This is a genomic window from Micromonospora sp. DT233 (assembly GCF_049841815.1).
Taxonomy (GTDB): Bacteria; Actinomycetota; Actinomycetes; order Mycobacteriales; family Micromonosporaceae; genus Micromonospora.
In genome coordinates, this window is sequence record NZ_JBNCLB010000043.1 from 1 (window position 1) to 574 (window position 574).

General features: G+C 68.6%; 1 protein-coding gene. It reads right to left on the reverse strand.

Features of this window, described 5'->3' with window-relative positions; translation table 11 throughout:
• Positions 1-73 precede the first annotated feature (73 nt).
• On the reverse strand, positions 74-574 hold a 501-nt coding region (locus ACLQ2V_RS28110), incomplete at its 5' end, for a C39 family peptidase (protein ID WP_425721728.1).

Here is a 574-nt window from a genome sequence, read left to right on the forward strand (position 1 = left end):
TGGGTGTGGGTGTGGTGAAGGGCCGGTCCCCGGGTGGGGGCCGGCCCTTCGTGTGGTGCGGTGGTGTGGTGGGTCAGGAGGTGGCGTAGCCGCGGGTGGCGATCCAGTCGGCGAGGTTGTCGATGGTGATCTGGTAGCTGGCGGTGTCGGGGTTGGCGGAGTCGGCGATGGTGACGGTGTCGGCGTTGTCGTGGTAGCCGACGACGGCGATGTAGTGGCCGCCTTCGTAGGCGTGGGTGGTGCCGTCGGTGTCGGTGGTGGTGCCGGCGATGTTGGCGACGATGGCGCGGCCGGCGTCGACGGTGCGGATGATGTCGGCGCGCAGGGTGTCGGTCTGCTTGGTGTCGGCCTTGCCGGTGGGGATCTCGACGCTGCGGTAGGCGTCGGGCTTGCCGGTCTCCTTGTTGAGGATGGGGGTGATGTCGTTGATGGAGTCGGTGCCGTTCTCGGTGGTGCCCATCTCCTTGGCCATGGCGTCGACGCTGATGGCCTTGCCCTGGACGCTGAGGGCGTTGCGGGCGGCGGCGGGGCCGCAGTAGTAGAAGTTGGGCTGGGCTTCGTAGCGGACGTCGAG